Origin of the sequence: Streptococcus sp. 27098_8_109 (genome assembly GCF_041432295.1) — a bacterium.
In the GTDB taxonomy this organism is placed as follows: Bacteria; Bacillota; Bacilli; order Lactobacillales; family Streptococcaceae; genus Streptococcus.
This window is the reverse complement of the sequence record NZ_JAPVZJ010000014.1, coordinates 1-26,662: the sequence shown is the minus strand read 5'-3', so window position 1 is coordinate 26,662 and position 26,662 is coordinate 1. Positions and strand designations below refer to the sequence as shown.

At 40.3% G+C, this 26,662-nt stretch carries 27 protein-coding genes and 2 pseudogenes; 4 read left to right on the top strand and 25 right to left on the bottom strand.

From position 1 onward, the window contains the following. The first annotated feature begins 58 nt into the window (after positions 1–58). The gene (locus tag O3664_RS06680) at positions 59–682 is read left to right on the top strand and encodes a cysteine hydrolase (protein WP_004256189.1); all 624 of its coding nucleotides are present in this window, start codon (positions 59–61) and stop codon (positions 680–682) included. 50 nt (positions 683–732) lie between these two features. Here the strand turns inward: O3664_RS06680 and pyrE are convergent, their stop codons facing one another. The 7 genes from pyrE to typA form a co-directional block, all read right to left on the bottom strand. Then, entirely contained in the window at positions 733–1,365 is a 633-nt protein-coding gene (gene pyrE, locus O3664_RS06675; protein WP_033685235.1) for an orotate phosphoribosyltransferase, read from the bottom strand. Positions 1,366–1,394: 29 nt separating this feature from the next. Next, entirely contained in the window at positions 1,395–2,096 is a 702-nt protein-coding gene (gene pyrF / locus O3664_RS06670) for an orotidine-5'-phosphate decarboxylase (RefSeq protein WP_024057743.1), read from the bottom strand. Positions 2,097–2,328: 232 nt separating this feature from the next. Next, on the bottom strand, positions 2,329–3,582 hold the full coding sequence (locus O3664_RS06665; protein WP_371613805.1) for an FtsQ-type POTRA domain-containing protein: 1,254 nt from the start codon (positions 3,580–3,582) through the stop codon (positions 2,329–2,331). Positions 3,583–3,591: 9 nt separating this feature from the next. Continuing rightward, positions 3,592–4,650 (bottom strand): UDP-N-acetylglucosamine--N-acetylmuramyl-(pentapeptide) pyrophosphoryl-undecaprenol N-acetylglucosamine transferase, encoded by a 1,059-nt coding sequence (locus O3664_RS06660; RefSeq protein WP_033685238.1) that lies wholly within the window; start codon positions 4,648–4,650, stop codon positions 3,592–3,594. A 1-nt stretch (position 4,651) separates the two neighbouring features. After that, complete coding sequence (gene murD, locus O3664_RS06655; protein WP_371613804.1) at positions 4,652–6,004, bottom strand: UDP-N-acetylmuramoyl-L-alanine--D-glutamate ligase; 1,353 nt, start codon at positions 6,002–6,004, stop codon at positions 4,652–4,654. Positions 6,005–6,118: 114 nt separating this feature from the next. Then, entirely contained in the window at positions 6,119–6,373 is a 255-nt protein-coding gene (locus O3664_RS06650) for a DUF3165 family protein (RefSeq protein ID WP_000262673.1), read from the bottom strand. 19 nt (positions 6,374–6,392) lie between these two features. Next, on the bottom strand, positions 6,393–8,234 hold the full coding sequence (gene typA / locus O3664_RS06645) for a translational GTPase TypA (protein ID WP_000164111.1): 1,842 nt from the start codon (positions 8,232–8,234) through the stop codon (positions 6,393–6,395). Positions 8,235–8,395: 161 nt separating this feature from the next. On the opposite strand from typA, the gene O3664_RS06640 reads away from it, so the two are divergent. Further along, positions 8,396–9,121, top strand: a complete 726-nt coding sequence (locus O3664_RS06640) for a 16S rRNA pseudouridine(516) synthase (protein WP_261145452.1) — start codon at positions 8,396–8,398, stop codon at positions 9,119–9,121. A gap of 49 nt (positions 9,122–9,170) precedes the next feature. On the opposite strand, the gene O3664_RS06635 is transcribed toward O3664_RS06640, so the two are convergent. The 9 genes from O3664_RS06635 to O3664_RS06595 form a co-directional block, all read right to left on the bottom strand. After that, a protein-coding gene (locus O3664_RS06635; protein WP_261073160.1) for an IS3 family transposase occupies positions 9,171–10,519 on the bottom strand; the annotation gives its coding sequence in 2 pieces (ribosomal slippage) (positions 9,171–10,078 and positions 10,078–10,519; 1,350 coding nt in all). 78 nt (positions 10,520–10,597) lie between these two features. Then, complete coding sequence (locus O3664_RS06630) at positions 10,598–10,831, bottom strand: hypothetical protein (RefSeq protein ID WP_024057696.1); 234 nt, start codon at positions 10,829–10,831, stop codon at positions 10,598–10,600. Positions 10,832–10,917: 86 nt separating this feature from the next. Beyond that, the gene (locus O3664_RS06625; protein WP_000259256.1) at positions 10,918–11,298 is read right to left on the bottom strand and encodes a rhodanese-like domain-containing protein; all 381 of its coding nucleotides are present in this window, start codon (positions 11,296–11,298) and stop codon (positions 10,918–10,920) included. Beyond that, on the bottom strand, positions 11,298–11,528 hold the full coding sequence (locus O3664_RS06620) for a YqgQ family protein (RefSeq protein ID WP_070528059.1): 231 nt from the start codon (positions 11,526–11,528) through the stop codon (positions 11,298–11,300). Before O3664_RS06620 ends, O3664_RS06625 begins: the two co-directional genes overlap by 1 nt. A gap of 86 nt (positions 11,529–11,614) precedes the next feature. Continuing rightward, on the bottom strand, positions 11,615–12,211 hold the full coding sequence (locus O3664_RS06615; RefSeq protein WP_084928192.1) for a response regulator transcription factor: 597 nt from the start codon (positions 12,209–12,211) through the stop codon (positions 11,615–11,617). Next, a complete protein-coding gene (locus O3664_RS06610) occupies positions 12,192–13,133 on the bottom strand; it encodes an ATP-binding protein (RefSeq protein WP_371613812.1) in 942 nt (313 codons plus the stop codon). Before O3664_RS06610 ends, O3664_RS06615 begins: the two co-directional genes overlap by 20 nt. Before the next feature lie 713 nt (positions 13,134–13,846). After that, the gene (locus O3664_RS06605) at positions 13,847–15,862 is read right to left on the bottom strand and encodes an FtsX-like permease family protein (RefSeq protein ID WP_371613803.1); all 2,016 of its coding nucleotides are present in this window, start codon (positions 15,860–15,862) and stop codon (positions 13,847–13,849) included. A gap of 12 nt (positions 15,863–15,874) precedes the next feature. Continuing rightward, the gene (locus O3664_RS06600) at positions 15,875–16,609 is read right to left on the bottom strand and encodes an ABC transporter ATP-binding protein (RefSeq protein ID WP_084928212.1); all 735 of its coding nucleotides are present in this window, start codon (positions 16,607–16,609) and stop codon (positions 15,875–15,877) included. 131 nt (positions 16,610–16,740) lie between these two features. After that, positions 16,741–16,848, bottom strand: a complete 108-nt coding sequence (locus O3664_RS06595; protein ID WP_004256158.1) for a QVPTGV class sortase B protein-sorting domain-containing protein — start codon at positions 16,846–16,848, stop codon at positions 16,741–16,743. Positions 16,849–17,607: 759 nt separating this feature from the next. On the opposite strand from O3664_RS06595, the gene O3664_RS06590 reads away from it, so the two are divergent. Further along, a complete protein-coding gene (locus O3664_RS06590) occupies positions 17,608–18,516 on the top strand; it encodes a LysR family transcriptional regulator (RefSeq protein ID WP_001222592.1) in 909 nt (302 codons plus the stop codon). A 53-nt stretch (positions 18,517–18,569) separates the two neighbouring features. Here O3664_RS06590 and O3664_RS06585 read toward each other — a convergent pair whose 3' ends face one another. From O3664_RS06585 to miaA, 5 genes are read right to left on the bottom strand one after another with little or no spacing between them, the layout of a single operon-like run. Then, the gene (locus O3664_RS06585) at positions 18,570–19,325 is read right to left on the bottom strand and encodes an SDR family NAD(P)-dependent oxidoreductase (RefSeq protein WP_371613802.1); all 756 of its coding nucleotides are present in this window, start codon (positions 19,323–19,325) and stop codon (positions 18,570–18,572) included. 20 nt (positions 19,326–19,345) lie between these two features. Beyond that, complete coding sequence (gene rnz, locus O3664_RS06580; RefSeq protein WP_371613801.1) at positions 19,346–20,275, bottom strand: ribonuclease Z; 930 nt, start codon at positions 20,273–20,275, stop codon at positions 19,346–19,348. Positions 20,276–20,289: 14 nt separating this feature from the next. Further along, positions 20,290–20,913: a cystathionine beta-lyase gene (locus O3664_RS06575; RefSeq protein ID WP_000129696.1), complete on the bottom strand. Its 624-nt coding sequence runs from the start codon at positions 20,911–20,913 to the stop codon at positions 20,290–20,292. Then, the gene (hflX, locus tag O3664_RS06570) at positions 20,906–22,144 is read right to left on the bottom strand and encodes a GTPase HflX (protein ID WP_371613800.1); all 1,239 of its coding nucleotides are present in this window, start codon (positions 22,142–22,144) and stop codon (positions 20,906–20,908) included. The genes O3664_RS06575 and hflX overlap by 8 nt, the downstream gene beginning before the upstream one ends. Further along, complete coding sequence (miaA, locus tag O3664_RS06565) at positions 22,137–23,021, bottom strand: tRNA (adenosine(37)-N6)-dimethylallyltransferase MiaA (RefSeq protein WP_371613799.1); 885 nt, start codon at positions 23,019–23,021, stop codon at positions 22,137–22,139. Before miaA ends, hflX begins: the two co-directional genes overlap by 8 nt. Positions 23,022–23,141: 120 nt before the next feature. Between miaA and O3664_RS06560 the strand changes: the two genes are divergently transcribed. Beyond that, positions 23,142–23,312 carry a DUF3042 family protein gene (locus O3664_RS06560; protein WP_001051780.1) on the top strand — a complete coding sequence of 57 codons (171 nt, stop codon included), beginning with the start codon at positions 23,142–23,144 and terminating at the stop codon, positions 23,310–23,312. A 50-nt stretch (positions 23,313–23,362) separates the two neighbouring features. Here the strand turns inward: O3664_RS06560 and O3664_RS06555 are convergent, their stop codons facing one another. From O3664_RS06555 to O3664_RS06540, 4 genes and pseudogenes are all read right to left on the bottom strand, one after another. Further along, the gene (locus O3664_RS06555; protein ID WP_261035551.1) at positions 23,363–24,202 is read right to left on the bottom strand and encodes a thymidylate synthase; all 840 of its coding nucleotides are present in this window, start codon (positions 24,200–24,202) and stop codon (positions 23,363–23,365) included. Positions 24,203–24,299: 97 nt separating this feature from the next. Then, positions 24,300–25,259, bottom strand: a complete 960-nt coding sequence (locus tag O3664_RS06550) for an ROK family glucokinase (RefSeq protein WP_020902451.1) — start codon at positions 25,257–25,259, stop codon at positions 24,300–24,302. A gap of 116 nt (positions 25,260–25,375) precedes the next feature. Further along, positions 25,376–26,062, bottom strand: a pseudogene (locus tag O3664_RS06545) (excalibur calcium-binding domain-containing protein); the annotation flags it as partial. 49 nt (positions 26,063–26,111) lie between these two features. Further along, positions 26,112–26,662 (bottom strand): annotated as a pseudogene (locus O3664_RS06540) (alpha/beta fold hydrolase); the annotation flags it as partial.

Genomic DNA, 26,662 nt, shown 5'->3' with positions numbered 1-26,662 from the left:
CAAACTAACAGTCTAAATTCCTATTGGCTGTTAATCAAATCATATTAGGAGGAACCTCATGTTCAATCAGAAAAATGTCGCATTTGTTATCACAGACCCGCAAGTTGAATTCTTAAAATCTACTGGTAAAGGATTCGGAGCAACTAAAGATGTTCTTGAAAAAGTTAATACTATTGAAAATCTGACAAAGCTTTTAGCTCTTGCTAAAGAGCGTGGCTACAAGCGTTTTATCTCACCGCACTACTTCTATCCACACGATCACAAGTGGCAATTTAAAGCTGCTGGTGAAACGATGATGATTGAAAACGAAATGTTTTGGCGTGATAGCCAGTATTCAGCAATTCCAGAAGGCTCTGGAGCAGATATGATTGAAGAGATTAAACCATTTTTGGATGAAGATACTATTGTTGTCAACGGACATAAAATCTTTGGCCCAGAAAGCAACGACCTTAACCTTCAACTCCGCAAAAATGGTATCGACACCGTCATCTTGGCTGGTATGAATGCTAATCTCTGCGTGGATTCACACATGCGTGAACTCATAGAATTAGGCTACAATGTCATTGTTGTTAACGATGCTGTCGGTGCTCCAGGTGAAGAAGCCTACCAAGCTGCACTAACAAACTACGGCTACATTGCCAACCAAGTTTTGACAACTGAGGAAGTTATCGCTCAACTTTAGTATTAAAAACAAAATCAGGTAATCCTAGTGACTACCTGATTTTCTATGTTTTAGGCATTTTGCCAATTTTCTTGGTCTTCTTTAAAACGTTTAAGGAGATCAAGTCCTTCTGGCGTAATGTAACCTTCTTCTTGGGCTAGGTGAATAAGCTCACTGTAGTTTGAAAGTGTGACTAACTTAACACCTGCATCTGCAAAGTTCTTATCTGCTTTTGGCAATTGGTAGCTGAAAATCGCTACAACACCGAGAACCTCTGCTCCTTCTCGTTTAGCAGCTGCTACAGCTTCAAGAACAGAACCACCAGTTGAAATAAGGTCTTCAACCACTACCATCTTTTGCCCCTGAGCTACGCGGCCTTCGATTTGGTTACCAGCTCCGTGGTCTTTTGGTTTGCTACGGATATAGGCAAATGGCAAGTTCATCTTATCAGCAATGATAGCTCCGTGTGGAATCCCTGCTGTCGCAGTTCCTGCAATCACTTCAACCTCAGGAAAGGCTTCTTTGATAGCATCTACAAAACCATTTTCAATGAGAGTACGAGTTTCTGGATAGGCGAGGGTCACACGGTTATCCGTATAAATGGGTGACTTGATACCAGATGCCCAAGTGAAAGGCTCCTCTGGTTTGAGGTAAACGGCTTGAATTTTCAAGAGGTGGCTAGCGATATCTTTAGCAAGTGTCATGGTATTCTCCTTTTTTATAATCTAGTTCTTTAATTCCAGTCCTGTGTCCATTCATCCTTGATGGCATGATAAGCTACAACAGGATTATCAGCTTGGGTAATGGGACGTCCCACTACGATATAGTCACTACCGATTTGATAGGCATCTGCTGGCGTCATGACGCGTTTTTGATCTCCTACTGCAGCACCTGCAGGACGGATGCCCGGTGTCAGACAGATAAAATCTGGATTGGTGGCCTGCTTGATAAGTTCCACTTCCTGAGCTGAGCAAACAACACCATCTAATCCAGCTTCAGCTGTCTTCTTAGCATAATGAATCACAGACTCCTGTAGGCTGGTTTGGATATTTTGAAAATCCTGCATCTGAGCTTCTGATGTTGATGTGAGCTGAGTGACAGCGATCAATTTGGCTTGACTTCCAAGACCTTCACGCGCCGCCTTCATCATCTCTACACCACCAGCCGCATGAACATTAGTCATATCCACACCAAGCTGAGACAGGACCTTCATAGCTGATTTGACTGTATTGGGAATGTCATGCAGCTTGAGATCCAAAAAGACACTGTGCCCCAAGCCTTTCAAGTAAGACACAATCTCAGGCCCCGTTGCATAATAAAGCTCCATCCCTACCTTAAGATAAAGTCTTTCTTCTGCTGGGAAAAGAGCTAAGAATTCCTTGACTGCCTCAAAACTAGGAAAATCAAGAGCAATAACTGGACGATGTTCTCGCATAGGTTTCTCCTTTTACCTTTGCTAGTAAGAGAGTCTGGCCAAAAGAAGCCATGAAAAAAGGAACCTGCCAACAGCAAGGTTCCACGAAAAATGGGTAGTCTCCACCCTTTCACCGTCTAACCTTAGCTGCCTCTCTGGACTGCTTTAAAGGTTTTTTACTATTCTATTATTTCTACTTGCACTTGTCAAGTAAAAACATGGTCACTAAAGAGCTATAGGAGAAAAGCTAAACCTAGCGACGCGATGAAGGACGAGTCGTTTGGTTTTGATTGCCCTCTTCCTCCAGCTTTTTCCTTTCCTCTTCTAGTTTATTCTGCTGTTCTTCTAGTCTTTTCTTCTCTTCCTCTTTCTGTTTCTTCTCAGCTTCCTTAGCCTCTTGTTTGGCTTTTTCTTCTGCTTCCATAATTAATTTATCCGCCACAGTGTAACTGTAAATTCCAGCTTCCATGTCAATCACACTTGGTTCTGACAATTGAGGCTTAATCTTACTATAGTAAGGCAGTTTCTTACTCATTTCAGATAGAGGAACCAAGACCTCGTCCGAATCATTCATAGTCAATCGAATTAAATCTGATGTGACCTTGCTTGGGGCTAGTTCCACTTTTTGGATAGCAGATTTGAGTTCGGGGCTAATTTGAGCAAGTTCTGAGGTAAAGGTCTTGATTTGTTCGCTGTCATTAAAGAGAACTGATATATAAGTTTCTGGCAGACTCACCAAACTTACCGCACTGGTCTCAAGCTGACCGCTGGAAAGAATAGGATAATGGTTTTCACCAGAAATATAGTAGGCCACAATATCATATTCCTTGACCTTGATTGTAAACTTGGTTGGAAATTGATAGACAAGCTGAGCTGATTCAACCCAATAGTTAGACTTGATCTGCTCTTCATATTTTGCCTTGTCTAACAGAAGGTTAATCGTATAATCCGAATCCTGAATGCCTGAAACCTGTCGAATATCATCATCTGTAGTTTGCACTGTTCCCTCAACACGAATATCCTTCATAGTTGCATAAGGGCTGAGCAAGTATGCAGAGACAACCAATAAAAGCAGACTGAGAAACAAAATCGAGATAGCTCGCCAGATATGAACTCCTGGAATTTTCGGTTTAGCTGGTTTTTCCTTTACAGGCTTTTTCTCTACTTTTTTAGCCTGTTTATTCTGTTTCTTTGGCTCTTTGGATTTTGGTTCTTCTTTGACTACTTCTTTTTTGACGTCTTCTGACTCTTCTGCCTTTTCTTCCGTATCTTCCTTGGCTGATTCTGAGTCTTTTGATACAGGCTCACTCTCTTTGTCTTCAGTTTCATCTGACTTTGCAGATTTCGAAGCCATTCGAGCTTGTCTTTCCTTTTCCTTCTCCTCAGCTAGGGCCGCCTCTTCCTCAGCCTTCTTTTTTAGATATTCCTGGTTTCGTTTCTGCCATTCTGATAACTCTTTAAATTCTTCGAGGATTTCTTTGCCCTCATTTTTCTTATCTTTTGACATTTACTTTCCTTATGATAAATCTTTTTTCAACAATTGATAAAAATCTGCTAGAGATTTCAATTCCTTTGAAGCCTTCATCTTGGCTTGATAGTCTTCCTTGTGACTTAGTAAGTGAGAAAGCTTCTCTTCTAAACTGTTCAAGGTCAAATCGCTTTCTTGAAGCTCTTCTGCATAGCCTTTTTTTACAAAGTAGGCTGCATTTTCAATCTGGTCTCCACGACTAGCTTCACGACCAAGTGGCACAATAACATGCAATTTTGCCATGGCCAAGAGCTCAAAAATAGTATTGGCACCACCTCGTGTCACAACAATATCAGCCAATTCCATCAAGGGTTGATAGAGATTGGTCACATAGTCAACACGAAAAAGATTTTGGCTCAACTCATTCAGGCTAGAATCTCCAGTTAGATTGATAATATTGTAGCGCTCTGTCAGTTCTTTCTTATGGTCTGTCACCAATTGGTTAAAGACACGAGCGCCCGCAGAACCACCGACAAACAATATAGTTGGCAATTGGGGATTAAAGTGGGTTTGAATATCTACCAATTCATCTGGTTCTGGAGTTTTTTGGTCTGAAACCTTTGTCACTGCTCCCACATGCTCGACCTTAGACAAACTTGAAGCTTGTTCAAAGGTTGAATACATCTTCGTCGCAAATTTATAGGCGATTTTATTGGCCAAGCCCATAGATAGGTCCGATTCGTGAATAAAGACTGGCACTCCTGACACACGCGCAGCGATAACAGGCGGTACTGAGACAAAGCCTCCCTTTGAAAAAAGAGCCTGTGGACGAAGTCGCAACATGATAAAGAGCGACTGGACAATTCCCCAGCCAACTTTAAAGACGTCCAGCATATTTTGCCAAGAGAAATAACGACGCAATTTTCCAGTCGCAATGGAATGGAAGGTGACATCTAGACCCGACTTGAGGATTTCTTGGTGTTCGATGCCACGTTTATCTCCGATATAGTGGACTTCCCATCCATCTTCGATGAACTTGGGCATTAACAAAAGGTTGAGGGTCACGTGTCCAACCGTCCCCCCACCTGTAAAGACAATTTTTTTCATATTATTCCTTTAACTCCGCTACTGTGTCGATAAAGAGGTCGCCACGTACTTCAAAGTTAGCATACATATCCCAGCTAGCATTGGCAGGACTGAGAAGAACCACGTCTCCTTGAGTCGCAAGTTCATAGGCTTTGCGGGTCGCATCTGCAATATCAGTCGCATCCACATATGCCACACCAGCCTTGTCTGCTGCCCGTTTAACACGTTCTGCAGACTGACCAAGGATGACCATCTTCTTGAGTCCAGTAATATCTGGCACCAATTCGTCAAACTCATTACCACGGTCCAAACCACCTGCAATCAAAATGACCTTGCTGTTGTCAAATCCTGACAAGGCTTTTTGAGTTGCCAAGATATTGGTTGACTTGCTATCATTATAGAATTTGATACCCTTGATTTCATCCACAAATTGGAGACGGTGTTTGACACCTCCAAAGGCTGAAAGAGTTTCTTTGATGGTTTGGTTGTCCACACCACGAAGCTTGGCTACAGCAATCGTCGCAAGGGCATTTTCCACATTGTGGCTACCTGGAACTCCGATTTCATTCGCTGCCATGACCACTTCTCCACGGAAGTAGAGCTGACCATCTTCCAGATAAGCTCCATCAACCTTTTCCTGTGTTGAGAATGGTACAACTGTAGCTTGTGTTTTAGTAGCTAATTCTTTTGCCAAGTCTTGGTTAAAGTTCAAGACAAGGAAATCATCCGCTGTCATCTTGTTCTGGATATTCCACTTGGCTGCTACATATTCCTCAAAAGAACCATGATAATCGATATGAGTTGGCATGAGGTTGGTAATAACCGCGATCTCAGGATGGAATTCTTGAACGCCCATCAATTGGAAAGAAGAAAGTTCCATAACAAGAGTGTCCTTGTCTGACGCAGTTTGGGCCACTTGACTGGCAGGATAGCCGATATTTCCTGATAAGAGACCATGTTGGCCAGCAGCAGTTAAAACTTCCCCGATCATCGTCGTTGTGGTCGTTTTTCCATTAGAACCAGTAATACCAACAATCGGTGCTTCTGAAATCAAGTAAGCCAATTCCACCTCAGTCAAGACTGGAATACCCTTTGACAATGCCTTTTCAATCATGGGATTGCTGTATGGGATACCTGGATTTTTCACCATCAGAGCAAACTCTTCATCCAAGAGTTCCAAAGGATGACCGCCTGTGATGACCTTGATCCCTTCTTCCAGCAAACTTTGGGCAGCTGGATTGTCCTCGAATGGTTTCCCGTCATTTACTGTCACAATGGCACCTAGCTTGTCCAACAAACGAGCTGCAGATTCACCAGACTTGGCCAAACCTAAAACAAGGACTTTCTTATTTTTAAATTGATCTATTACTTTCATGTCTCGAACTCCATTTCTACTCTTACTATTTTACCATTTTTATGGAAATAATTCTAAATGAAAATGCTCAGATTCAGCATTCTAACAAGCAAAAAGAGAGCCAAAACTCTCTTTTTATCTTCTTTTACTTTTACTGACCGACATGAGGGTAATATCTCGCAAGCTAAAGTATGCTAGGAAGAGCATGGCGATTGCGATAAAGAATTCTGTCGGTAGCTGAAAGATTTGCAAAACAGACAACATCAGCAAAATCAAGAGTGCTACAAAAGCAAAGACGACAAGTACGATATTGACAGTCCCTTTAATGCTTTCTGGTGTCGCAAATACATAGAGTAGTAATAAGAGGAGTCCTATGATTAAATAAACCATTTTTATCTCTTTCTAGCTCTTATTCAGCTGATTTTTTCTTCTTGTTAGCTTTCTCACGCTCTGCCTTGTTAAGGATTTGTTTACGCAAACGGATAGACTCAGGAGTTACTTCCATGTACTCATCGTCGTTCAAGAACTCAAGAGACTCTTCAAGTGTCAAGATACGAGGAGTCTTGATAACAGCCGTTTGGTCCTTAGTAGCTGAACGAACGTTAGTCATTTGTTTAGCCTTAGTGATATTAACTGTCAAGTCGTTTTCACGAGAGTTTTCACCGATGATCATTCCTTCATAAACCTCAGTACCTGGGTTGACAAAGATTGTTCCACGTTCTTCGATAGACATGATTGAGTAAGTTGTAGCCTTACCAGCATCGATAGAAACAAGGGCACCACGGTGACGTCCACCAATTTCACCTGGAATCAATGGTAAGTATTGGTCGAAGGTATGGTTCATGATACCGTAACCACGAGTCATTGACAAGAACTCAGTTGAGTATCCAATCAAACCACGCGCTGGAACAAGGAAGACCAAACGAGTTTGACCATTACCAGTGGAAATCATATCCAACATTTCACCCTTACGTTCAGAAAGGCTTTGGATAACAGAACCTTGGTATTCTTCTGGAGTGTCGATTTGAACACGTTCAAATGGTTCGCACTTAACACCATCGATTTCTTTTACGATAACTTCTGGACGAGATACTTGAAGTTCATATCCCTCACGACGCATTGTTTCGATAAGGATTGACAAGTGCAATTCTCCACGACCTGAAACAGTCCATTTATCTGGTGAATCAGTTGGGTCAACACGAAGGGAAACGTCTGTTTGCAATTCTGCCTGCAAGCGTTCTTCCACCTTACGAGAAGTTACCCATTTACCTTCTTTACCAGCAAATGGTGAGTTGTTGACCAAGAAAGTCATTTGAAGAGTTGGCTCATCGATGTGTAGGATTGGAAGAGCTTCTACTGCATCTGTCGGAGTAATGGTTTCACCGACAAAGATATCTTCCATACCTGAAACGGCAATCAAGTCACCTGCTTTTGCTTCTTGGATTTCACGACGTTCCAAACCAAAGAAACCGAAGAGTTTTGTAACACGGAAGTTTTTAGTTGTGCCGTCAAGTTTAGAAAGGGTAACTTGGTCCCCAACCTTAACAGTACCACGGAAGACACGACCGATACCGATACGTCCAACAAAGTCGTTGTAGTCCAAAAGTGATACTTGGAACTGCAAAGGCTCATCTGAGTTATCTACTGGAGCTGGGATGTGGTCGATAATCGTGTCAAAGATTGGTGCCATAGTAGCTTCTTGGTCAGCTGGGTCATCTGACAATGAAGAAGTTCCGTTGATTGCTGAAGCATACACTACTGGGAAATCAAGCTGGTCATCATCTGCACCAAGCTCGATGAAAAGCTCCAAGACTTCGTCCACTACTTCAGCTGGGCGAGCTGATGGTTTGTCGATTTTGTTAACAACCACGATTGGGACAAGGTCTTGTTCCAAGGCTTTTTTCAATACAAAACGAGTCTGTGGCATTGTTCCTTCGTAGGCATCTACGACCAAAACAACACCGTCAACCATTTTCATGATACGCTCAACTTCTCCACCGAAGTCCGCGTGTCCTGGTGTGTCCATGATATTGATACGAGTTCCGTTATAGGCAACGGCTGTATTTTTAGCAAGGATGGTAATTCCACGCTCTTTTTCGATATCGTTTGAGTCCATAGCACGCTCAGCCAATTCAGTACGTGCATCAAGCGTTTCTGATTGTTTCAATAATTCGTCAACAAGGGTTGTTTTACCGTGGTCAACGTGGGCGATAATCGCAATGTTACGGATATCTTCTCTTAATTTTGTCATGATTTCCTCTATAATATTCAAAATTTATTTTCTAACTGAACGATTATACCATAATTTCAGGTAAATAACATAACTCAAGCAAGTGTAAATGTTTTCACTCCGCTTTTCTTTTCACGTCAATCCTTTTCAAAGCAGACGACTTATGATAAGATAGGCACAGTATGCGTTTAGATAATTTATTAGCCCAAGAAAAAATCAGCCGAAAGGCCATGAAACAAGCACTTCTTAAAGGGGAAATTCTAGTCGATGGTTGCCCAGCCCGCTCCCTAGCCCAAAATATCGATACAGGACTACAAAAACTCCTTTTTCAAGACCAAATCATTCGAGGCTATGAGCACACCTATCTTATGCTTCATAAGCCTGCTGGTGTCGTTACAGCCAATAAAGACAAGAAACTCCAAACAGTCATGGACCTCCTTCCACCTGACATCCAGTCTGATAAGCTCTATGCCGTTGGCCGACTGGACCGAGATACGACAGGACTCCTCCTCTTGACCGATAACGGTCCCTTAGGCTTTCAGCTTCTCCATCCCCAATATCATGTCGATAAAACTTATCATGTTGAGGTTAATGGACTTCTGACACCTGACCATATCCAAGCCTTTCAAAAAGGAATTGTCTTTTTAGATGGTACTGTCTGTAAACCCGCAAGACTAGAAATTCTATCTGCAAGTTCTTCCCTCAGTCGAGCCTCCATCACCATTTCAGAAGGAAAATTTCATCAGGTTAAGAAAATGTTCCTCTCGGTTGATGTCAAGGTGACTAGCCTCAAGAGAATCCAATTTGGGGACTTCACATTGAACCCAGATTTAGCAGAAGGTAACTACCGCCCTTTGAACCAAAAAGAGTTACAAATCATTAAAAACTATTTAGAGATGAGTCGATAAAACAAAAAAGCTTTAAAATGTACTGACCCCAAAAAGTTAGACAATTAATTTATCCGAAGGATTTAGTTCTGTATTGCACAGGACTGAGTCCTTTTAGTTTTACCTTAATTCGTTTATTGTTGTAGTAATCAATATAGTCTACAATGGCTTGTTCCAATTGGTTGAGCGACTCAAATGACTTCTCATAACCATAAAACATCTCCGATTTCAGAATGCCAAAGAAAGACTCCATCATACCGTTGTCTGGGCTGTTACCTTTACGTGACATGGATGCTTGAATTCCCTTACCCTCTAGAAACTGATGATAAGAATCGTGTTGATATTGCCAGCCTTGGTCACTATGGAGAATCGTATTCTCGTAGCGCTTCTCTGTGAATGCTTGTTCCAACATTGTTTTTACTTGTTCTAAGTTGGGTGAAGTTGAAAGATTATAGGCGATAATTTCGCTATTAAAGCCATCTAAAACTGGTGATAAGTAAAGCTTTTGAGCGCTTGCTGGAATGGCAAATTCTGTCACGTCCGTATAACACTTTTCCATTGGTTTAGCTGCTTCAAATTGGCGTTGAATAAGGTTGTCTGCTTTCTTGCCAACATCTCCTTTATGAGAAGAATACTTGCGTTTCTTGCGTATTCTAGCTTGTAAATTGAGCACTTTCATCAAGCGTTGAACTCTTTTATGATTGACCACATAACCACGATTTCTTAATTCTAAATGGATTCGACGATATCCGTAATTTCCTTTTTGTTCGGTAAAAATAGCTTGAATTTCAGCTTTAAGCTTTTGATCCTTATCTGGTTTGTCTAGCTGTTTCAAATGATAGTAGTAGGTCGAACGAGCGAGTTTAATGGTTTTTAGAAGAATATCTAACGAAAACTCAGTCATTAATTCTTGAACAATTTCTGTCTTTCTTCTTTCTCTTTTTCCTCCTTCAAGCGGAGTTCTCTCAACTTTTTTAGGACAGCATTCTCCGCTCTCAGATACTCGTTTTCTGCTTGAAGTCGTTCTAACTCTGTCATCTCTTCGGGTTTCTTCTTTGGTTTACGTCCCATTTTAGATGGTCTCCCTTTTGTTTTCTCAACAATAGTATACCCGTTTTTCTTGTATTGTGCCATCCAATTTGGAAGCATACCACGATTTGGGAGAGCATATTCGAGAGAAACTCTATCTTGAGACCAGTTTTCATGTAGGACTTTATCAATCATTTCTTGTTTTAATTCAGGAGAATAGTAACGATTTTTTTCTTTTTTGACGAACTTTATTCCATAACGATCAATCAATTTAATCATGTACCTAATATTAGAATTGTTTATCCCAAATTTATTTGAAAGCTTCTCCAAGCTATATCCTTGTTTTCTAAGTTCATAGATCTGAACTTTATCATCATAAGTTAATTTCATAATAAAAGCACCCCAAAAGTTAGATTTTTTCTGTCTAACTTTTGGGGTGCAGTTCAAAATTAAAGCTTTTTTTATTGTTTATCTAAAAACTACTGCGACGGCTACAATCCAGTTAACTACAGAAATCACAATTCCTAAGATATTAAGAATCTTTTCTATTTTATAGTCTAATTGTGACTCTTTTTGGTATGAAATAGCCAAGACCAATCCTATGATACCCAAAATCAGACCCACTATTGGAGAAAGCAAACCAAGGACGATAGATAAGATACCTAAAATAAGTGAAGGTTTTTTCTTTTCTTGTGAATTCATATTATAAAATCTCCTTAAAATTAATATAAATGATGATACCATAAAATGCTAGCTTTATCTATCATTCGACAGATTTTTACAGAATGTTAGCTAGTCTTCACTTTCCCTTTCCAAGAATCCAGTCCATAAGAAAGGATATAAATCTCAGAAAAACCTTGTTTTTTCAAGTAAAGGGCTGCATTTGTAACTCGTTGCGCACGTTGATTTTCGTAAAGAAGGACAGGTTTGTCTTTACGAAGGGCTGCAAGACTAGTTTTCAACTGACTTGAAGGAATATTGCGAGCCCCAAGGATATGTTTTCTGTGGAATTCAGCTGGATCACGCAAATCAATCAATTGACCTGTACGAATCAAGGCTTCAAACTCCTCATTGTCTACGATTTTAGCCGCACGGCGAATACGAAGATAGTTAAAACCCATCCACGCCAACATTGCCAGTATAAGTGCCCACAAAATCCAAGTAACCATTAGTTCATTTCTCCATTTTTCTCAATATAATCCAATTCTACCTTGTGCTCTCTGCGAAGAACCGCTTCTGCTTCTAGATAGTCTAATTTGTCCATCAACCCTGCATCGTAAATCCGAGAGAGTTCCAACTTCATCAGTTCAATATCATATAAGCGTTTTCCCATGTAAACAATAATACCAAATCGTTTGAGGAATTGCTGCACATCATAGAATGTTTTCATAAGACTCATTCTAGCAAAATTTTATGTTTTTTTCAAGAAGAGACTCATACAAGAAGTAGCACAGAAATTAAAAAAGCTGCATCTTCTGCAACTTTTTAATCTGGCGGGAAATATCCCAACTGCTCAGCGATGTGAATTGCCTCCTGCCTGTTAGTCACTCCCAATTTTGAAAAGATATTGGCCAAGTGATTGGAAACTGTACGTTTACTCACATAGACCTTGTCACAGACATCATCAATGGTCAAGCCATTTCTAACCAGTTCTAGTATCTCGATTTCTCTTGGTGTTAGCACCTCTACCATCACTTCATCTGAAAAGATCTTACCTCCTAGATAAATCTTTTCCAGTTTTTTCACCAACTCATCTGGATCTATACTTTTATCTAGAAAGCCATAAGCTCCCATAGCTTTAGCTCGGTGTTCATACATCTTTTTGCTGTATCCCGTCAAAATTACAATCTTACTAGAACAACCATTGTCGATAATCTCTTGTGCCAAGGTCAGCCCATCATCTTGATACAGACTCGTCAGGTTGATATCAATCAAAATAATGTCGTAGTCATTAAAAGCAATCTCCGAAATAGTCGAAAAATTATCTACTAACTGGACCTTTTTAATGTTTTCCGATAACTCTAAAATCATCTTGATACTTTGGCTAAATAATTTATGATCATCAATTAACAAAATTTTCATAACACAACTCCTTATCAATCGGGAGAGTAATTTCTACACGAAATCTCTTATTATTTTCAAAAATCTGCATTTGACCACCTAAAACACTAATTTTATTAGACATATTTTTCAAGCCATAACCTAAGGATTTTTCTGTTTGAAGGCAGTCATTTTCAGAAATGATAAAAATAGTGTCATCATGCACATCAATCTTCAAAGAAATCCTTCCACCACTAGCGTACTTAACGGCATTGGTCGCCAATTCCTCAACCAGACGATAGGCAATTTTATCGTAAGGAGATAAAAGCCTAAAGTGGACAGGAAACTGTGTGACGACTTCATTTTCTGCGTGATAGCGCTTGACAATCCGATTAATCAGCCCTTGATACTGGATGTCTAACTGCTCGTCTGTTTCTACCATTGGCTGATAATAATCCATCCGCTCGCGAATCCGCTGAACCAACTCCTCTGTCACCAGATTGATCTGTTCACCAAAAGCTTGATTGCTACTATATTTATTGAAATTTTTTATTGCCATCACATTTTGCAAGATTTCATTGTGAAGAAATTCGGAGAACTGTTGTTCTGTGTCTTCATTTGCCAGCAGATTTTTCACCATACGGTTACGCTTTAAAAAGAGAACTTTTACATAATCCCTAGAATCTAACATTTCAGCAGAACGAAAGAGACGAATCAATTCTTCCGAACAAATCCCGAACAATAGTAACATGATATTCAAGACCAAAAAGCTCGTCTTTAAATCTAGACGAAAGATGATGAAAATGCCTACTAACAAAAACATAACCAGTAAAAACAAGCGTGAAAAAGCTTTTATATAGGACAATTTCAACTCTGATACCCTTTTTTGAAGAGAGCTGACAATCGTTTTGAAGTGTAAAAAAGCTAAGATACCAAGAATTTCTAGATACCAGACTAGGTTCATCACTCCTGAACCCCTCGTATTGATATACAAAAAGAAATAAGAAAGAGGCAATATCAAAGCTAATATCCACAAATTTCGTCTCTGATACTTGAGTTTATTTTTCAACTCTTTATGATATAAAATCAGTAAAATCAAGGGAACAAGTTTTAAAAAGAAAGACGCAAACAAGGACAGAAATAGAAAAATTGAAGGACTTAACAGATATGAACTAATGGTGATTAGTGTCAACACAAAGGACACACTCAACAGTTCTTCTCCTATTTTCTCTCCCAGAAAGATGATAGACAGAGAACTATACACCAATAAAAAAGAGTTGAGCGGATGAAGAATATCAAAAAAGTGCAACAGGGTGCTCGCAACTCCTTGATTAAATATGGATTGCCAGCTAATGAGAAACATCATCAGGAGCAACCAAAGTTTCAACTCACTATACCGAAAGGTCACAATATTACAAATATAGCTAAATACAATTAAAGCAATAATCAGCAATAAAACCATCTGCAAGGAAAAATCTGTCGAAAAGTCCAGAGGAATCCTATAATAAATATAAATCATTAAAGCTAGATTATTAAAAATCGTCAACCACCACAATAAAAGTGAGTTTTTCGAGAGCGATTTGACAAACTGTTTCATATGTATCCACTTCCTGAACTACTTTAATATTATTATAACACAATACCAGAATTGTCGGATAGGCAACTCTGGTATTTGACTTAATTTTCAATAATTTGCCAACTTACTCTGTAAGTCACTAGCAAGTAAAGAACAAAGAGTAAAACCGCTACTCCCAGATAGGTGATATCAATAGAAATGCTGGTATTAGCGAAATTCTCAAAATAGCCCAAAAGAGCGGTACTCAAGGCAAGTGATAGAGGACCTGCGATAAGCAGCGGAACCAAGAAATAACTTAGAATCTGTTGCAAAAGAATAAAGCGATTTTGCTTTCTCTTGTTCCCAAGAAGGTATAAGATTTGATAATCATTAACACTATCCAAAGCACTTGTAGAAGTTTGAAGAGACAAGATACTGAGGGAAATAATGATAAAAATAACACTAACAAAAATCATGACAAAGACAATGACGCCCATAAATCCAAGATAAATCTCAAAAATTCTTCCTTTGGTTTGATAGACGAACGAATTCAACTCTTCTCCATCACGAGTGAAGTAGTATTTTTCAATCCACTGACTCAAGAATGTTTCTACTTCCCGTTTGTCAATGTTTTCTTTGAAATTGGCAACATAGGTCGTGTGATCTTCCGTCAATCCAACTACTACCTTATCTGGTACAATTAAGGTTCCTGCGTCATTTGTAGTTACTGAAGATAAAAAGTAAACTGTTTCAAGTGGCTTTGAAGAGGCAAGGTTGAGAGAACGACCGTTAATCATGAAGGTTTTGGTCGTTGATAGAAAGTCCTGGATCTGCTTGGCAGTTCCTTTATAATTGGCATTGACTAGAAATTGGTCTTCTGCCAAGTCAACCGCTTTTTTCCCTTGCAGTTTGCGGAGATGATTGTAAGCAGAAATTCCTAAAATCGGTACTTTTGATTCAGGAAGTTTCTTATCATGCTCCCAGAGATTGCTAGTATCAATCAAATCTTTATAAGTTAAATCACTAGAATAGATAGGACAGCTGTACTCCTCTTTGATGACATTAAAGTCAAAGCCATCGGCTTTCAATCTGTCTTTGACAGATTCCTGAGAAAATTGAAACTCTTTACCACGGTAGAGATTGACAGTTACATCATAAGGTGAGTATTTGTTCAGCTCTCGATTCATAGTCGTATAGGCACTACCACTAAAAACTAGTAAGCTGAGAGCCAGTGTCAAGGTCAAGGATAAGACAGCCAACGTGACCGAATTACTATCAGCTTGTTTTGAAAATTGACGAACTTTAAAACTGTTTAGTTTGTTATAGTAGGTTTGAGGCAGTTTTCTAAGGGAAACCAAGATAAAATGGCTCAAGGTATTGTAAAACAAAATCACAAAAATCACTAAGACAGATACCAGCAAGATACCCCAGCTTTTCAAGAGTGATAGATGGTGATAGTCTGAAAAATAGAGAGCACCAAAACCGATAACAGCTGTCGAAAGAATAAAGAGAAGTGCTTGAAGAACTGGCTTGCCTTTTGCTAAGACAGATTTTTTGACCCCATTTTCTTGAATGAGTGCAATGATATTTTGCTTTCTAAAGGTAAGAATGTCCATGACACCAACAATAAAACTGGTTACCAAATAGGAATAAACTAGCAAGATGATAGACTTGCTATCAAAGAAAACCAGATTACCAAAGTAATTAGCCATGAAAAACTCAGATGCAATCTTAGCTAGAATGACCAGTAAGATCACTCCAAGCAAGAAACCTAGAATCAAGGAAAAGATATTGACCAGCATGGTTTCAAAGAACAGGGTACGGATAATCTGCTTCTTCTTCATTCCCAGCGTTGCATAAAGTCCCAGCTCTTTCTTGCGCCGTCCCAGCACAAAATTTGTGGCGTAAACGATGAGAAAGGAAATCGCCGATAGAATCAGATAGGAAAGCAAGCCCATGTACTGGCTCATCACCGTCGTCAGCGTTTCCTTTGCTCCTGATAAACTCTGCATCACTGGATGGCTTGGTAAAGCATTAAAAGCATAGAGCAAGCTATAAATCAAGGTCAGACTGAAAAAATAGATGGTATAGGTCTGTAAATTTCGAAATACATTTCGTAAAATCAATTTTGGATACATACTCTCCTCCTCCTATCTGGTACGGCTGTAAATCTCTTGCAAATACTGTTCATTAGATAAGCTGTTACGTTCCAAATCATCCATAATCTTTCCATCGCTAAGTAGCACCATCCGTGAAGAATACTTGGCTGCGGCAGGATCATGCGTAACCAGTAAAATGGTAATACCAAAACTTTTATTGATTTCCTGCAAAAGTGCCATCAGTTTTTCAGAATTGGCAGAGTCCAAGGCTCCTGTCGGCTCATCTGCGATAATCAGTTTAGAATCATCAATCAAGGCTCTAGCAGTTGCCACACGTTGTCTCTGACCACCTGATAACTGATTAGGAAACTTATCTTTTAAGTTTTGGATGGCCAACTTATCCAAAATTTCCTCAATCTTATCCTGATGTTTTTTGATATTTTTCCCCTGAATTTGAAGAGGTAGAACAATATTTTCATAGACCGTCAAGGTTTCCACCAAGTTGTAGGCTTGGAAAATATAGGAAATGTTTTTAGCACGATAGTCAGCTAGTTCATTTTCCTTGGCATGGATGATGTCAAAATCTTCAAATCGAATCTCACCTGACGTTGGTTTATCAATCGTTGAAATACAGTTGAGGAGTGTTGTTTTTCCACTACCACTGGCACCCATAATTGCCAGAAATTCACCTTTTTCAACGGACAAGTTCACATCTAATAAAGCATGAACGATATTATCCCCTTGACCAAATGTTTTCGTTAATCCTGTTACAATAAGCTGTTTCATCATTTCATTCCTCCGTTTCTTTATTACTCTCTTATTATACGGTTCCTTTCAATGTTTGGCATGAGTATTTTGTGCAATATATTCAAGTAATAAAAAAACCGATGCCTTTTTCAGGTATCGGTCGATGTTGATTATTTGCGATCGTTTCTTTTTTTCATAAAGTAAACAATCCCTATGACAACAACTCCTAAGACCAGTACAGGTGCATAGAATTCTAGTGTTCCAATAATTCCTTCCATTTTATCCTCCTGTCAAAAAATAGAGAGTTTTATTCACAGCGCACGTTTGACGAAATACATTCATAAGAATATGCAAACCACCAAGCACAGCGCCCCTGTGCTGTTAATCTAACAGCCGTACCCTAACCCAGCAGCAGATTTTCCATCCAATTCTTGGCTATTAATTTCCACAATCCAAAGAATCAATCTCAAAGTTATCTTGTTTTATTTGTATTTCTCCCGTAAATATAACACCAAATTAAAATGTTGTCAATGTTTTGAAATAAAACACTAGAATCTTCCTTTTGTTTTATCTAACAGCGAACATTATTTCTCGTACACTCATAGGAATAGGTGAAATACAATCCACAGAGACCTGCTAGTGTCATTTTAAAAGCTGTATCCCACAAGCTTCTGATTTCCCGAAAAGTTCTTGGTTTTCAACCTCAAAACTTAGAGAATCAATTTCTAAACGATTTGTATTTTTAGCCATAAGGTTGCCTCCTTCCTTCTTTTGGATGATCATCTTTACAATAACCAGTATAAACTCTAGTATTGGATAAGTAATGAGTAAATCGTGCAAGTTTCTTATTTTCGAGGAAAATTTTTATAGTTCTCAATTAAAAAACAGCTGAACAATCTCTTACTCAGCTACTTTTTTACACTATTTCTTAAATTATTTAGAATTTTCTTCTTAGTTACTTTACAGAGACCCACACACTCCCCCTGATTTTCCTATCTTCCTTGGCGATTCTGACGCAAGTGTGGTACAATAAAAACATGAGAATTCAACAATTACACTATATTATCAAAATCGTCGAAACTGGCTCCATGAATGAGGCAGCCAAGCAACTCTTTATCACTCAGCCTAGTCTATCCAACGCTGTGAGAGATTTGGAAAATGAAATGGGCATTGAAATCTTTATTCGTAATCCTAAGGGTATCACCTTGACCCGTGATGGGATGGAGTTCCTCTCTTATGCCCGTCAGGTTGTCGAGCAGACCCAACTTCTGGAGGAACGTTATAAAAATCCTGTCGCCCACCGCGAACTTTTCAGCGTTTCTTCTCAACACTATGCTTTTGTAGTCAATGCCTTTGTCTCTCTGCTCAAGAAAAGTGATATGGAAAAATACGAGCTCTTCCTTCGTGAAACTCGGACTTGGGAGATTATTGACGACGTCAAGAACTTCCGTAGTGAGGTCGGTGTCCTATTTTTGAACAGCTACAACCGTGATGTTTTAACCAAGATGCTGGATGACAATCACCTGCTGGCTCACCATCTCTTCACAGCGCAACCGCATATCTTTGTCAGCAAGACCAATCCTCTGGCAAAAAAAGACAAGGTGAAACTCTCTGATTTAGAAAACTTCCCTTATCTGAGCTATGACCAAGGGACACACAACTCCTTCTACTTTTCAGAAGAGATTCTATCTCAAGAGCATCACAAGAAATCCATTGTGGTTAGTGACCGTGCCACCCTCTTTAACCTCTTGATTGGTCTGGATGGATACACGATCGCAACAGGGATTTTGAACAGCAACCTCAACGGAGACAATATCGTTTCTATCCCACTGGATATTGATGACCCAATTGAGCTGGTTTATATCCAGCATGAAAAAACCAGCCTGTCTAAGATGGGCGAACGCTTTATCGACTATCTCCTAGAAGAAGTTCAGTTTGATAGTTGAGAAATGATAAGAACCAATATGTAGGCTAGCAACAACCTGCACATTGGTTCTTTTTACTTATAATTAAAAGTTTCCCCTGCCAGCTTATCAGCAAGTTTAGGAAAGAGGGTATAAAACTTATGGGCTAGGTTCAACAACATCGGTAGATTGAGTTCTCGTTTGTTTTTTCCTATAATCTTGACAATCTTTTTAGCCACTGCATCTGGTTTCAACAGGAAGCGTTCAACCGACTTGAGATAGGTACCATCTGGGTCGGCTTGGTCGAAAAATCCTGTTCGGATTGGTCCTGGATTGACTGTTGTCACATAGACTCCATATGACATAAGTTCGAGGCGTAACGCATTTGAAAAACCAATGGCCGCAAACTTGGTCGCTGAGTAAAGACTAGACTTGCCAGTAGCGATTAAACCTGCCATGCTAACGATATTGATGATATGGCCTTTTCGACTTTCCTTCATTCGAGCCGCAAGGCGTCGAGATAGATTCATCAGGGCAAAGGTATTGACCTCAAACATCTGGTGAATATCTTGGTCGGAAATCTGGTCAAATTCCTCAAAGATCCCGTAACCAGCGTTGTTTATCAAGACATCAATCTTGCCATAACGGAGATAGAGGTCTGCTACCAGAGTTTCTAAGGCTGAATCATCGGTAATATCGATTTCAATCAATTCTGCATGGGGATGATTTCCGTAGAGCTGGGCTAATTTTTCCTTATTTCTACCAAGCAAGATGAGTTGGTCATTTGGCAAGAGTTTGACTATTTCTTGGGCTAGACCACCGCTAGCTCCGGTAATGAGAATAGTAGGCATACTTATCCTTTCTCAATCTTTTAGATTTCCACTTCTTCCAAGTCTTTGACCACATGGACATTTTCAAAAACACTAGCAGCGTCTTTTTTGAGCTTGCTGATATCTTTTGAAAGGAAACGGGCACTGATATGGTTGAGCAAGAGGCGTTTGGCTCCTGCTTCTACTGCTACTTGTGCAGCTTGCATGTTAGTAGAGTGGCCATGGTTACGAGCAATTTTTTCATCACCCTTGCCATAAGTGGACTCATGGACAAGGACATCGGCATTAACAGCCAGACGCACACTGGCATCCGTTTTTCGAGTGTCTCCTAAAATAGTGATAATTTTACCTGGACGTGGAGCTGAGATATAGTCTGCTGCCTTGATTTCAGTCCCATCTTCAAGAACAACGTTCTGACCATTCTTGATTTTCCCAAAAAGTGGTCCAAATGGGACACCAGCAGCCTTGAGTTTTTCAGCATCCAGCGTTCCTTCAAGTTCCTTTTGCATGACACGATAACCAACACAGAAAATTGTGTGGTCCAGCTCCTCTGCATACACCGTGAATTTATCGGTTTCAAGGATTTTCCCTAAAGAATCTTGGTCAAACTCATGAAAATGAATACGGTAAGGCAGGCGCGAACCTGACACACGAAGGCTGGTTAAGACAAAGGACTTGATTCCTTGCGGTCCATAGATTTCCAAATCTGTCTGCTCTTCATTGGCTTGAAAGGCACGGCTCGAAAGGAAACCTGGCAAGCCAAAGATGTGGTCTCCATGCAGGTGGGTGATAAAAATTTTGCTGACCTTACGTGGTCGAATTGTGGTTTCCAGAATACGATTTTGCGTTCCTTCTCCACAGTCAAAGAGCCAAACTTCGTTAATCTCATCCAAGAGTTTCAGGGCGAGACTTGAAACGTTGCGGGCTTTAGAGGGCTGACCAGCCCCCGTTCCTAAAAATTGAATATCCATTCGATACTTTCTAATTAATCAATATATAACATGGCTGTGCGGTTTTCCGATCGGAAATAGCGCTTGCCAGTAAAAGCTCTAGCTTCTTGCAATAAATCCTCTTGACTGTAGGCTTTGAGACGTTTACGACCATCAGCCAAGCTTTCCAAATCAGTCAAAGCTGTGAGACTCTCCATGCTAACAACTTCCTCATCTACAACAGCCTTCATGTAAATCTTACCAGACTCTTCAAAGACCAGTTGATGGGGGAAAATTTGCGCAATTTCAAAAAGCAAGTCATCCGAAATCTTCTCTTCATTTTCAGAGAAAATCCGACCCAGACCCTCACTCTCATAACAAAAACCAAAGGATTTACCCGACAGATTAAGCCGAATAAAAGGCTTATTTTCTAGGGTGAAACTTGGCTCAGTATTGTAAAGATTCAGTTCCTGACTGAGTTCCGCAAAATAATCCGTCGCAGCCTCAGGACTTTTTTTCTGGTAGAGTTCTGCAAAATAAGCATTGACCACGCTAGGCGGAGGAGTGATCAGTGCCAACTGCTCTTGCTCTGTTTTACCAGCTAGAAGTTGATCCAGATAGACCTTATCCAGACTTGTATAGCCCCCATATTTTAGAGCCAAGGTTTTAATATCAGTCATAAAATTCCTCTAACCTCCATTTATTTTTCTCGGAAATGTAGCCTGAAATCACTTCGCCGTCTTCCTGATAATCACGTTCTTCAAGAATCGCAACACTTTCTAAATCATGAATCTTGTAGGACTTAGAAAAAGGCACGCGCAGGGTAAAAGATTCAAAAATATCCTTGATTTTCTCTAAAAATAGTGTCTGCAAGTTCTCACGACTATCCTCAGACTTGGCAGAAATGAGGGCATAAGGCGTTTGGGTCGGCGTAAAATCCTCCACCAAATCCGCTTTATTATAAAGGGTCAAGCGAGGAATATCTTCCATGTCCAGGTCTTTCATGATGGACAGGACTGTTTTTTCATGCTCCTCATGGTAAGGATTGCTGGTATCGATAACATGAACCAGAAGGTCCACATGCTTGCTTTCTTCCAAGGTTGACTTGAAACTGGACACCAACTCTGTCGGCAAATCTTGAATAAAGCCAACTGTATCTGTCAAAGTTACTTGGAGATTGCCTCCCAGATGGATACTCTTAGTTGTCGCGTCCAAAGTCGCAAAGAGCTCGTCTGCTTCATACTGTGTCTTACTGGTCAAAGTGTTCATGATGGTTGATTTCCCAGCATTGGTGTAACCAATCAAACCAATCTTAAAGGTGCTTGACTCCAAACGTTTTTCTCTGACAGTCGCCCGATTTTTCTCAACCACCTTGAGCTGGCGCTCGATATCCGTAATTTGATTGCGAACACTACGACGATTCAGCTCCAGCTGGCTTTCACCAGGTCCACGGGAACCAATTCCCCCTGCCTGACGACTGAGCATAATTCCCTGACCAACCAAGCGAGGCAAGAGATATTTGAGCTGAGCTAGGTGAACTTGGAGCTTCCCTTCATGGCTTCGAGCTCGCATGGCAAAGATATCCAAAATCAACTGCATACGGTCAATGACCTTGACACCGAGAACTTCTTCTAAATTGACATTTTGCCGTGGAGTTAAACGGTTGTTGACGATGACAGTGGTAATTTCTTCTGCATCCACCATAAGCGCAATTTCTTCTAACTTACCAGAGCCGACGAAGGTCTTGGAATCATATTTTTCACGTTTTTGTCTGTAGCTATCTACAACGACTGCCCCTGCTGTTTTCGCTAAACTGGCCAATTCTTCCATAGAGAGATCAAAATTGTCCATGCCCTGCAATTCTACACCAATGAGCAGGACCCGTTCCTCTTTTTTCTCCGTTTCAATCATCTAAAAACTCCTCTATCTGGCTTAAAATGCGATCTTTTACACCAGTTTCTCCAATCTGATAAAAGGTCACCTGCATGCGATTACGGAACCAGGTCAACTGACGTTTGGCAAAACGACGAGTCGCCTGTTTGAGACTCTCACTAGCATCCTCCAAGGTCTGCTCTCCACGGAAGTAAGGAAAGAGTTCCTTGTAACCAATCCCTTTAGCAGCCTGCACATCTGGATAATGGTCAAACAACCACTTAGCTTCGTCTAGAAGTCCAGCTTCAAACATCAGGTCCACTCGGTGATTGATACGCTCATAAAGCTGACTGCGCTCATCGTCCAAGCAGATAATCAGCGGTTCATATAGACTCTCTTTATTTTCCAAATCCTGACCAAAATGGGCAATTTCCAAGGCACGCATAGCACGACGACGATTAAACTGGGGAATCTCAAGATCTTCTTGCTCCACCAGATGGGCTAATTCCTCATCTGTATAAGGTTCCAAACTAGCCCGATAAGCCAAAATCTCCTCATGAGGAGTCTCTCCACCTAAATGGTAGCCTTCTAATAAGCTCTGGATATACAGTCCAGTCCCACCAGCAATAATAGCTAGCTTGCCACGACTGTGAATATCCTCAATAGCCATCTTAGCTTCTGAAACAAAATCAAAAGCCGAGTAAGACTCGGTTACCTCTCTAACATCGATTAAATGATGAGGAACAGCTGCCTGCTCTTCTGGACTAGCCTTGGCCGTCCCAATATCAAGTCCTCGATAGACTTGCTGGCTATCTCCACTAACCACTTCGCCATTAAAACGCTTTGCAACTTCGATGGCAAGGGCTGTTTTTCCAACTGCAGTCGGTCCAACAATCACAATTATTTTTGTTTTCATCTTTTTTCCTTGAAAAATTCCCATTTTTTCGTTACTATTATTATAACACAAAAAGGTCAGTCAGAAAAATGTGACCTCTTGAGGAGGCTGGCTGATTAAGAAGATAAAGGAGGAAGACTCATGGCTAAAGGATTCGCTAAAGGTCTTGTAACAGGTGTCGCAGGAACTGTCGCTGCAGTTGCAGGTGCGGTATACGCATTCAAAAAGAAAGTAATCGAACCAGAAGAGCAAAAAGCAGCTTTCATCGAAGAAAACCGTAAAAAAGCAGCTCGTCGCCGCGTATCACGTTAAGAAACAAAAGAAGTTGGGATTTATTGTCTCAACTTCTTTTTTCGGCTCTTTTAAATAGCTAAGTCAAACTTCAGCTGCGGCTTGACAGGGTCATAATCCACCAGCTCAAAATCTTCTGCTTTAATATCAAAGAAATTGGTCTTATCTGGTACATTCAAGACCAAACGTGGTTGGCAGTTTGACGGCTCACGACGAAGCAATTCCTCTGCTTGTTCAAATTGATTGTCATAGATATGGAGGTTGTTGATGAAGTAGAAGAACTTCCCAACCTTCCAGCCAAAATGCTTGGCAATCATCATTTGAAGAGCTACGTACTGCATAGCATTGATGTGGTGGGCCACCAGCATGTCATTCGAGCGCTGGGTCAAGGTCGCATCCAGATAGATTTCTCCATCAACACGGCGGACATCAAACATGGTCTGAAAGGCGCATGGGAGCAGCCCATCTGTCTCTTCGAAAGCTTGGTAATCCCAGAGGGAGATGATGTTGCGGCGGTTCCAAGGATTGTCTTCCAACTGCTTGAGAAGTTTATTGATAATGTCGTGTTTCTTAACAACAGCACCATAGCGCTCACCAATGGTTCCTGTATCTCCCACTTCCCAGTCATTCCAGTAATGAACATTGTATTTGTCATTGAGCACCTCAAGGCTATTAGACTGGTCTTGGTAAATCCAGAGCACTTCCTTGATGGCGGATTTAATTGCAATGGGTCGCAAAGTCGTGATGGGGAATTCTCCTTTAGATAAGTCATACTCGGCAAAGGCACCCGTTACGTACTTAGAATTGGCAACTGTCCCATCCTTGTACTTGGGACGTGCCTGTTCAGAAAAGACGCCGTCTTTGAGGATTCGTTCAATATTTTCTTTAAAAATCGTATCTGCTTTTGTCATTTACTCTCACCTCATTTATTGTCCTAACTAGTATAGCATAAAAAAAGAAAGGAGGAAAATCACTCGCTTATGGTATGCAATTTTCTCCTTTTTTATTTTATTGTAAAACAAGTGATGCTGCTCCGATAACTCCAGCGTCGTTTCCTAGGGTTGCAAGAGCTAGTTTAGTAGTTGTGCGTACTTGTGGGAAAGTATTTTCATCGTAGACTTTTTGAACACCTTGTAGAAGGAATTCTCCTGCAGCTGACACACCACCACCAATAACGATTGTTGATGGGTTTAGGATTGAACCGATGTTAGCACAAGCGATTCCCAAGTAACGTGAGAAGTTACGGTAAACGATCAAAGCAAGGTCGTCTCCTTCTTTTGCAAGGTCAAAGACTGTCTTAGCGGTTACTTCTTCTCCGTTATCAATCAAGCGTTTCAAGGCTGCATCGCCTTCGTATTCATCGGCATAGCGACGAGTCAAGTTGACAATACCTGTTGCTGAAGCAACTGTCTCAAGGCAGCCTTTTTTACCACAAGTACATGCGATTGGTTGGTCAAAGTCAACAGTGATGTGGCCAAGCTCACCTGCTGCACCAGCAACACCGTGAAGCAATTTGCCTTCTGCGACGATACCGCCACCAACACCAGTACCAAGTGTCATAAAGACAACATCTGGTTGGTTATCACCAGCACCCATCCAGCGCTCACCAAGAGCTGCCACGTTAGCATCATTATCGATGAAGAATGGAATGCCCAAAGCTTTTTCAATTTTCTCTTTAATTGGTTGAAGGGTTTTCCAGTTGAGGTTGTAGGCACCAATAACTGTTCCTTTTTCACGGTCAACCACACCTGGTGATCCCATTCCAATACCTTGGAAGTCTGCTGCTGCCAATCCAAGCAAGTCCAAACGGTGTTGAATAGACTCAATCATATCATCTACGATATGACTTCCCTCATCCAAAATGTTGGTCTTGATAGACCATTTTTCTTGGATTTCTCCTGCTGTTGTCAAGATTGCAAATTTGATAGAAGTTCCACCAAGGTCAATCCCAATAATCTTTTGACTCATCATATTCTCCTTTTTCATTATGAATTAATTGAAAATGCTTACAGTATTAGTATAACAAAAACTAATCGTTTATGCAAAGGTTTGCATTAACTTTCTAAATTTTATCTGATTTATGGTTTCCAGAGACCTGAAGCATCTACATAATAACGTCCGCCATCAACTCGCTCATTTTTAGCCATTTTGCCATCTGATTTCAAATAGTAGTTTCCTTGCCATGCATTGCGAGCATAAGAACCATCTGATTTCAAGTAATACCAGGCTTGATAAGAAGAGTCATAAACCCACTCACCTTGTGCCATTTTACCGTTTGACTTCAGGTAGTAAGCTCCTTGCCATGCATTGCGAACATAAGAACCATCTGATTTCAAATAATACCAAGCTTGATAAGAAGAGTCATAAATCCATTCACTCTGTGCCATTTTACCATCAGCTTTCAGGTAATAGCTTCCCTGCCATGCATTTCTCACTAGATTTCCATTTCCATCAAAATAGTACCAAGAACCGTCCTGCTTAACCCAGCCACTTGTTGTTGCTGAACTTGTATTATTTTGAGTCGCAGTTGCTTGTTTTGCTTTAAAGGCACCCTTAGGAGCATTTTTCAATTCGCAAGCCACACCATCATGATCGCGGTCTAACTTGGCAGAATAACCAGGATCCCCCTCATGAAGATCTGAATAGCCATTAGCCCAAGCTTCCGTACAGCTAGAAAAATGGATGTTTTCTTCTGCTAAAACTGGTTGTGAAAACAAAGCCAAAACTGGCAATGTTGCCAGACTCATTTTTAAAAATAAACGTTTATTCATTTCTTTCTCCTATAACGATGTTATCGATTTCACTATTATTTTATCAAACTTATTTCAGCAATTCAAGAAAAGGTTTAATCTGTTCAGCAAACTCTTTTGGTTTAGCTTCATTCAAGACATGAGGACCATCTGGTATAATCTGAAATTGAGATTCTGATATTAGTTTATGAAGACTTCTCATAGAACTAAGATTCGGTTTATCTTTGCTGCCACAAATTAGTAAGGTTGGATAAGGACAAGTTCTTGATATATCAGTTAAATCAAGTGTCTTCAATTCCTCAGAAACTCCGACCATAAAAGCCTTGTCTGCTCCCTGTTTTTCAAATACTTTTTTGGGAAGTAGTTTAAAAATCATCAACAGCTCGGAGATTTGATAAATCGTAACTAGATAGTTCTAATGCCAGGGCAGCACCTAAGGACAATCCAACCAAAATAAAAGGTTCTGTCTCTTGAGCTAGATGCTGATAAACTCGCTCTTTAGCTTGTTGATAGTTGCTAACTCCAGAAGGAAATAACTCAATAGCCTCAGAAGGATAATCTGTCAGTAGATTCCGAACTTCTTTCCAACTATCTGCTGACTGACCTAGGCCATGTAAAAAT